Source organism: Natrinema soli (genome assembly GCF_028618695.1).
The window spans coordinates 1-610 of the sequence record NZ_JAQIVI010000182.1 but is presented as its reverse complement, the minus strand read 5'-3'; the positions used below and the strand labels follow the sequence as shown (position 1 = coordinate 610).

Annotated in this window: 1 protein-coding gene; it reads left to right on the top strand. The window is 69.3% G+C overall.

The window, feature by feature from the left end; translation table 11 throughout:
- On the top strand, positions 1-610 hold a 610-nt coding region (locus tag PGX04_RS12225; protein WP_465263807.1), incomplete at both ends, for a phosphohexomutase domain-containing protein.

The following is a 610-nucleotide window of genomic DNA, read 5'->3' as shown; positions in this document are numbered from 1 at the left end:
CCCGCGGGAGAACGCGGACGCGGGAATCGTCGTCACGGCCTCGCACAATCCCGCGCCGGATAACGGGATCAAGCTCTGGGCCGCGTCGGGCAAGGCGTTCGATTCCGGCCAGCGGGACGCGATCGCGACGCGAGTCGACGCGGACGACTACGATCTGCGGCCCTGGGACGGACACGGCTCGCTCGAGTCGCTCGAGGATTCGATCGATCGACACGCGACGGCGATGATCGAGTCCGTTTCGATCGACGACCCGCCGAGCGTCGCCGTCGACGTCGGGAACGGGACCGGGGGAATAACCGCGCGCGTGCTCTCGGAGCTGGGCTGTGACGTCGTCACGCTGAACGGACAGCGAGACGGACGCTTCCCCGGGAGACCGAGCGAGCCGACTCGAGAGACACTCGGCGACCTCTCCGCGCTCGTCGAAGCGACGGACGCCAGCGTCGGGATCGCTCACGACGGCGACGCCGATCGGATGCTGGCCGTCGACGAGACCGGCTCGTTCGTCCCGAAAGACGTGCTTCTGGCCCTGTTCGCCCGCGAGACTGCGACGGACGGCGACGTGGTCGCCGTGCCGGTCGATACGAGCATGGCGGTCGACGACGCGCTGGCG